We start from the raw sequence: 899 nt of genomic DNA, 5'->3' as shown, positions 1-899 counted from the left end.
ATGCTTCATGCTTTGGATGAGATCGAGCAACGCATGGGGCGCCTAGAAAAAGCACTGGTCCAGCAAGCTGCGACCGGTTCTAAGGCTTCTCTGATCCAAGCTCTTCAGTCCCTACGGGGGATTGGAATGCTTACAGCCATTACCCTTGCGGCTGAAATCGGAACCTTTGCGCGTTTTCGCTCCCCTGCGCAACTGATGGCGTACTTGGGACTGGTCCCTCGTGAGTATTCCACGGGCCTAAGTACTCGCCGCGGCAGCATGACCAAAGCCGGAAATGGCCGCTTACGACGGACTTTGGTGGAGTCCGCTTGGAGTTACCGTCACCGTCCTGCCGTAAAAGGGGATCTCGCCAAGCGATTAGATGGTATGCCCGCCGACGTACAGCTGTTGTCCTGGAAGGCGCAAGAAAGATTGCATTACAAATACCGTCATCTTGTGTTTGGAAAGAACAAGCACAAGAATGTGGCCGTCGGTGCGGTGGCCCGGGAATTGATTGGGTTCATATGGGCGGTTGCTCGAACCGTGGAGCAGCCAGCAGCCTCCTAACGCCTTTGGACGATGAAGGACGCAGGGGACGTTGCCCCCTGCACCCCCACACTCGCCGTGTGGCGTTCCTCATCTTCGATGAGGATTTGGAAAAGTGTTGAATTGTACCCCACCGCTTGTCAAGGAAGACGCTTGACAAGCTCACGCCGGAGCACGAGGCCCGGGAGCAAACGAAGGTTCAGGAGAGAATTTGCGTAGTCCGTTTGCACTAGGTTTTGAAAGAAACTGAACGTGCGTTTCTAGCTTGCAAGGGCTCTCCCTGACGAAGGCATAACATGTGGTAACCAACCCACGGATAGCAGCGTGCCGACCGTCGCTCGCTTTTTTGCTCTCGCGCCACGTGCTCAGGCAGA

1 protein-coding gene is annotated in these 899 nt (G+C 55.6%); it reads left to right on the top strand.

Features of this window, described 5'->3' with window-relative positions; all coding sequences use genetic code 11:
- The coding region (locus RW092_RS09185) for a transposase (RefSeq protein ID WP_316010048.1) at positions 1-546 on the top strand (546 nt) is incomplete at its 5' end.
- Between the last annotated feature and the right edge of the window lie 353 nt (positions 547-899).

The sequence above is a fragment of the Paenibacillus sp. 3LSP genome, from assembly GCF_032465655.1.
In the GTDB taxonomy this organism is placed as follows: Bacteria; Bacillota; Bacilli; order Paenibacillales; family Paenibacillaceae; genus Fontibacillus; species Fontibacillus barengoltzii.
Note: the sequence above shows the minus strand (reverse complement) of the source record. Positions and strands in the feature narration are given on the sequence as shown.